4 protein-coding genes are annotated in these 6,844 nt (G+C 48.4%); all 4 read left to right on the top strand.

Annotated elements, in window-relative coordinates; all coding sequences use genetic code 11:
• Nucleotides 1–135: 135 nt before the first annotated feature.
• Genes NGM62_RS18205 through NGM62_RS18190 form a run of 4 tightly spaced genes read left to right on the top strand, consistent with a single transcriptional unit; the run spans nucleotide 136 to nucleotide 6,815 of the window.
• Nucleotides 136–3,318 carry a SusC/RagA family TonB-linked outer membrane protein gene (locus NGM62_RS18205; RefSeq protein WP_262249720.1) on the top strand — a complete coding sequence of 1,061 codons (3,183 nt, stop codon included), beginning with the start codon at nucleotides 136–138 and terminating at the stop codon, nucleotides 3,316–3,318.
• A gap of 35 nt (nucleotides 3,319–3,353) precedes the next feature.
• The gene (locus tag NGM62_RS18200) at nucleotides 3,354–5,243 is read left to right on the top strand and encodes a RagB/SusD family nutrient uptake outer membrane protein (protein WP_262249719.1); all 1,890 of its coding nucleotides are present in this window, start codon (nucleotides 3,354–3,356) and stop codon (nucleotides 5,241–5,243) included.
• A 30-nt stretch (nucleotides 5,244–5,273) separates the two neighbouring features.
• On the top strand, nucleotides 5,274–5,789 hold the full coding sequence (locus tag NGM62_RS18195; RefSeq protein WP_262249718.1) for a hypothetical protein: 516 nt from the start codon (nucleotides 5,274–5,276) through the stop codon (nucleotides 5,787–5,789).
• 27 nt (nucleotides 5,790–5,816) lie between these two features.
• Entirely contained in the window at nucleotides 5,817–6,815 is a 999-nt protein-coding gene (locus NGM62_RS18190; RefSeq protein ID WP_262249717.1) for a DUF4466 family protein, read from the top strand.
• The last annotated feature ends 29 nt before the right edge of the window (nucleotides 6,816–6,844 follow it).

Below are 6,844 nucleotides of genomic sequence, written 5' to 3'. Positions count from 1 at the left end.
TTTGGTTGATCAGCTAATTTAGCCATACAAATCGTCATAGAACCAATTTTTTTAGATCGGCAAGCGAATAGGAGTGCCGATGGAAGAGGAAAATTTAATCGGATAAAAATTAAATAAATCAAATCTTAAAAAAATATGGATAAGCACGCTGTGAAGAGGGATATATCCCTCACTGATCGAAAACATGTGCTCATGGTGAAAAAAATGAGCTTATTTCTTTTGCTTTCCTACACATTTTTGTCCTTGGATCTGAGCGCGTATCCGTCAGGATACCGGACGCTTGATACCAGGTATGTGGTGGGAAGTCCGCTGAGTCAGCAACAGAGACAGATAACCGGGATAATTACAGATGTCCAAGGAGCGCCGATTATCGGTGCAAATATCGTGGAAGTTGGGACCGCCAACGGAACCACAACTGATTCAGATGGGCGTTTTTCTTTACGGATTGGGGGGAATGCTTCTATAAAGGTGTCGTATACGGGATACTTGGTGCAGGAAATCAATACCGATGGGCGAACTTCTTTCAATATTACATTGATCGAAGATAATCAAGCGCTGGATGAGGTGGTGGTGGTAGGGTACGGAACGCAGAAGAAGGTGAATTTGACCGGCTCTGTCGCCTCGGTTACGATCGACGAAAAGATTACGAGCCGGTCGTTAACGAATGTTTCATCCGGGCTTCAGGGGTTGGTCCCGGGGCTGCAGGTGGCCCAAACCACGAGTATGGCGGGGAGAGATGGTGCATCGTTAATAATCCGGGGGTTGGGCACCGTGAATAACGCATCTCCGTTAGTCGTAGTAGACGGGATGCCCGATGTGGATATCAATCGGATTAATTTCGCGGATATCGAGAGTATTTCCGTACTGAAAGATGCGGCTTCAGCATCCATTTATGGCTCGCGCGCAGCCAATGGGGTAATCTTGGTCACCACCCGTACTGGGAAAGGTGCTGAGAGGACACAGATCAATTTCAATTCGTCGCTATCCGTAGAACGGCCTACCCGTTCGTACGAGTTTATGGCCGATTATCCACGGGCGTTGACGATTCATCAATACCGCGCAGCCTCCGGTACGTTGAGAGATCAGTATATCTTTAAGGATGGAACAATAGATCAGTGGCTGGCTTTGGGAATGATCGACCCGTTGCGGTATCCCAATACCGATTGGTTTGATACGTTTATGCGTGACGGATCCGTGCAAAATTATAACGTGTCGGCATCCGGGGGAGGAGAGCGCTCGAATTTCTATATCTCAGTTGGGTCCCTTGATAATAAAGGGATTCAGATGCATAATGATTATTCCCGCTATAACACGCGCTTTAACTTCGATTATGACATCTCCAAACTGTTTACCGTAGGGGCCCGTTTTGACGGAAACTGGTCTGAATTCACCTACAGTGGCTATGCAGACGGACTGACCAATAACGACACTTCCGACTCCGGAGGGGGCGACATGCAGTACGCGATAGCAGGCGTACTGCCATACGATCCGGTTTCGGGGCGGTATGGCGGTGCCATGGCCTACGGCGAGGACCTCCAAGCGTATAATCCGTATGCTTATTTCAATTCAAGGCGGCCGCACCAAACCGAACAGCAGGTAAACGGCAATATGTATATTGACTTTACCCCTTTTAAAGGCTTTACCGCCCATTTGGACTACTCGTTGAGTTACAACAACTATTTCCAGAAGAGGGCCGATATGCCTACCGGTGCAGCCTATAATTTTCAGACGGATTCCGACTTAGGCAGGAATTATGTAGCAGACAATACATCGGTAAGCGATAATAATACAACCAGCTATAAAACACAGCTGAACGCGAGGTTGAATTATCAAACAACGATTGCCGAAAACCATAATATCAATGCGCTTTTCGTGTATAGTGAGGAATACTGGCATACACGCTCTACGGGGGCATCTAGAAACGACCGCTTGCACCCTTCGATCACCGAAATTAACGGGGCGTTGACAAACGTGATCAGTAACAGCGGCAGCTCAGCGTCGGAAGGCCTCCGCTCCTATATCGGCCGGCTCAATTACGATGCGTATGACAAATACTTGTTTGAGTTTAACTTCCGGGTGGACGGATCGTCAAAATTCGCTGAAGGCAGCAGATATGGGTTCTTCCCGTCTGTAGCGGTCGGATGGCGGTTTACAGAGGAAGCTTTCCTAGCACCTGTCCTTGATTCATGGATGTCTAATGGAAAAATAAGGGCCTCATACGGAACCACCGGAAACAACTCGGGAGTGGGCAGGTTCGAGCAGCTGGAGACATTGACCGCTATGAATTATATGGCAGACGATGTAGTGAAGGGGTTCGTCAACAGGAAAATGATCAATAAAGACCTGTCGTGGGAAGAGTCGAGGGTACTTAATATAGGGCTGGATATGGGCTTTGTCAACAATAGGCTGACCACCGAACTGGACTATTACGATAGGTTGACGAGCGGTATGAACCGGCCTTCGGAAATGTCTATGTTGCTAACAGGTGCCTACACCGCCCCGCGGAGAAACATTGGTGACTTGAGGAATAGGGGGATGGAACTTAATCTCACATGGAATGATAAGATAGGAATGGTGAATTACTCCGTTGGGGTTAACGGAGCACACAACCGTACAAGGCTGGAGGAATGGAATGAGTTTCTTGGCCGGGGATGGGTGTTTATCGATATGCCGTATCACTTTTTGTATGCCTATCAAGATGCAGGCATGGCACAGACGTGGGAAGATATTTATAGTCACACCCCTCAAGGCTTGTCGCCGGGTGATGTCATCCGCGAAGACCTGAACGGCGATGGGATTATCGATGGTAAAGATCGTAAAGCATATCCGGATATCCAGCGAGATAGGCCGACAACCACTTTCGGCTTGACGTTGGCGGCTGCCTGGAAAGGCTTTGATCTCTCCGCACTCTTTAACGGTGCAACCGGACGTAAGGATTTTTGGGTTACCGACTTTAATAACACGAGTATGGGAGACAGGCGCTATGCTTCAACCTGGGATCATTGGAATAACCCCTGGTCGTTGGAAAACCGGGATACCGATTGGCCTAGGCTGGGAACAAGTACCAACCGTTCGGATAATTCATTTTATCTGTATGATTTATCCTATCTGCGCCTTAAGAATTTGCAGCTGGGATATAAACTGCCTTCCACGCTCTTATCCCGGATTCACGTGTCTAGTTTAAGGTTTTATGTTTCTGCAGAGAACCTATTCACTTTAACAGCCTATCCGGGGCTTGATCCTGAAAAAGAAAGGAGCGCGAGAGACTTGTACCCGATTAATCGATCTTATTCTGCGGGGCTAAGTCTCGGGCTATAATCAACAAATTAGCAGTGTAAAAAAAGACAAAAAAGATGAAACGAATAAAATATACCGTTGGTTTTTTCCTTTGCGCTATGGGTTGTACAATTCTCTTGTCTTCCTGCAAGGATAACCTCTTGGACCAAGTACCGGCCGGTGAGTTGGCTTCGGTTTTGTATTGGAAAACGGAAGCAGATGCTGAATATGCCTTAAATGGCGCGTATAGTGCTACCAGACGGATTTTCTCCAGGGATTACATGTTTGACGGCTTGGGAGACTATCTTCGATTCAGAAGTAGTGCAAGCACCTCCCAAACCACGGGCGATCGCGCCATTGCTTATAGGAGTGGAACATACAACAGCCCATCGGCTACGTATGGTAGCTCCTATGATAATTATTTCCAGTACGCGTATGCTGCAGTAAACCATGCAAATTACGTAATCCAGAACGTGGAAAACATGCTTCCCAATGTGACAACTGAAGCATCGCGTCAAAATCTCGAAGGGATTATCGGCGAAGCCCGCATGCTCCGCGGGATGATTTATTTCCGGTTGATTTCCATGTGGGGAGATGTACCCTATTTTGATAAGATTATTGAAAGCAATAGTGAGGTCGAAAACATTGAACGCACATCGATCCGGACCATACGGGAATCGATCCTTGCCGACTTTACCTATGCGTGGGAGAAGTTGCCCGATCGGCCTGCAGCCGTGGGACGGTTTACGAAATGGGGGGCCTTGGCTTTCCGTGGAAAGTTCCACCTTTACTGGGCATGCTGGAACCGGACATCATGGCCATGGAGTACACCGGTGGCACCTAGCGGGGGGTGGCCCGAGCTTGATACCTTTACGCCCAATTCGGCCGAGTCGATAGAATCTTATGAAGCCGCAGCGGCCGACTTGAAAAAGGTAATTCAAGAGTCGGGAGTAACCTTGTTCCGAAACGGAGAACCGGGAGACTGGGGAGAGATGGGCGATAGCGAGGTTTTACCGAACTATTATTATTTGTTTATTCCTACCGCCAACGCTGATCCTGAGCTGATGGTGGGCTTTACCCACGGCGGAACAGGAACCGGGCAAGGGGAAGAGCTGATGCGCGACTTCGGCACGCGTGCCACAGAAGGTGCTCAAGGATGGGGGCAGCCCCGGTATGAATTGGCCGATCGGTATCAGTCGACTATCACGGGCGACTTTGCTGAGCCGCTAATCCCCTTGAATCCGTCAGAAGCAGATGCGCGTACCCGCGAGAACTCTGCGCTTAACCCCGAGTCCTATCGGAACAGGGACTACCGGATGAAGTCAACGATGTTATGGGATGGCGAAACGATGGTGACGATGCTGAACCTCTCGTTTGACCAGGTCCGTAAGTTTAGGTATAAAACCCTAACCGGGACGGTAGACGGCTTCGGAGCTATCAACGCTGATGCCGATCAAACCGGCTACATCATGCGGAAATTTGTGCGCAACTATGCAGGTCAAGGGCGGTCGGACGGGGATTACCATTTCCCGGTGATGCGCTTGGCCGATGTGTACCTGTTATATGCAGAAGCAGCCAATGAAGCGTATGGACCTACCGGAGACGGGGGGCTCGCATTGGAAGTGGTCAATAAGGTGCGCCATCGCGGAAATCTACCGGCCTTACAACCGGAAAAATACGGCGATAAAGAAACGTTTTTTTATGCTATTGAACAGGAGCGGATTATCGAGCTTTTTGCCGAAGGGCATCGCTTGTTCGACCTTCGTCGCTGGCGCTCGATTGAAAGGGCCTTCTTGCCTCCGCAGACATCCCCCGGTTTTAGGATGTATGATACACACGGGGCATTAAGAAACACCTACTTCAATAACACGTCGCTTTTGTCCTATCAGCGGATGTATTTGTTCCGTATTCCGCCTTCCGAAAGAAACCGGAATCCGAACTTAACGCAAAACGCCCCCTGGTTATAATTGATGCAGATATTATAAAAATTTTTCAACATGAAAAAGACGGTAAATAAATTAGCCATATTTTCTTTGTTACTTCTTTGTTCGGTAGCTTGCAGTAAGGATTTTCCGGTAGATGAGGATGGCCTGCTGATCACCGACAGAGCAGAATGCTACGTCAGTAATTTCGAGTTATTGGATACCGATCACCAAACTATTCGCGTGGGTAATTCATATATCGATACCGTGGCGCAAGTAGCAATTGCATACGTCCGATTTGGTACTTCGTTGACGGACGTGTGGCCACAGGTTTCTTTGGTTGAAGATGCGAAACTGACACCGAAGATTGCAACGTACAATGGTTGGACCGATTTTTCCGGCTCTAAGCTACCTATCGACTTTATAGAGGGAGATTGGTCAGCTGGAAATGCGACTGATCAGTTGAGCGAGCGGATCGTTGCCAACCCCTCTGCTTTTCCCACGGCTGCGAAGCGGTATACGGTCGTCTCAGGAAATAGAAAAGTTCAAAAAGAATACGTATTTCTTGTCGTTGAGCGACCAATGCAATAAATTATAAAACATTAAATCTACAATCAGATGAAACTAAAAAATAGATATGTCGTATTACTGTTCGCCCTTGGCTTTTTGGGGATGGGCTGTAATGATGACATGGTCCTGATCGGCGACCCCGTAACCGCGTTAAACAACGATTGTATCAAAAGAAGCTTGCCAGTCGCACCGAACCTCATCGGGCAGGAAATCGAATTTGCCTATGCCATGGCATTACCTGAAGAATTAGGAAACTTGACCTCAGCACAGGTAGTTGCCTCGATCCCGGGGGGCGCCGGCACTTATTTCGACCCCAATTCATATTATACCAATGCAAGTGGTGAGGATGTCGCGGTACTGGTTGCGTCGGAAAGCCAAACGAGCGGAGGCACCACATCGATCCAATTCAGTGCAGATACCTGTGCTGCCACCTTGAGGTTCTATTATATTATTCCGGAAGAAGCGCGTGGAAAGGAGGTCTCATTTGTGTTTTCAGTGAAGGCCAGTAATGGGCAATCGGCAGAGTATAAAATGGGGCCTTATAAAATATCGGAGATGGATATGACACGTAGCCTTTTGCTCACTTCCGACGAGCAATGCTACATTTCGTTTCGAGGCAGCTCGGAAGCAGCGGTCATCTACTCGAAAACCGACCTCGATGCCGATCCTTCCCTGGCATCACAGATCGACTTGGTATACGCCCGTCACAGCAGCGCCGACATATCACATGCCCTATATGCGGCAGATGCCCCCGAAGCGTACCGCCCGGATGTGGTTTTCCCATCCGGCTTCTCCAGCCAAACCAAGATGATTAAAGAGTATGGATTGCGCGATCGGCAACTGTCTGATCTACAGTATAGCCACTTCATCGATGATTTGGACTTCGAAACAATAAACATGGACCGCTCAACAAATTACGTGCTTGCTTTGAAAGAGGAAGCCGGGGTATGGGTTGAAACGGCCGATGCGAGCTATCGGGCTTTCATATTTATAAATAACGCAGGATCTAGCGGGATGACTATCAGTGTGAAGCGGTATAAAATGTAAGGGAACCACAGCGGTTGATGAATGTTGCA

The organism is Parapedobacter soli (assembly GCF_025460835.1).
Classification (GTDB): Bacteria; Bacteroidota; Bacteroidia; order Sphingobacteriales; family Sphingobacteriaceae; genus Parapedobacter; species Parapedobacter soli.
Note: the sequence above shows the minus strand (reverse complement) of the source record. Positions and strands in the feature narration are given on the sequence as shown.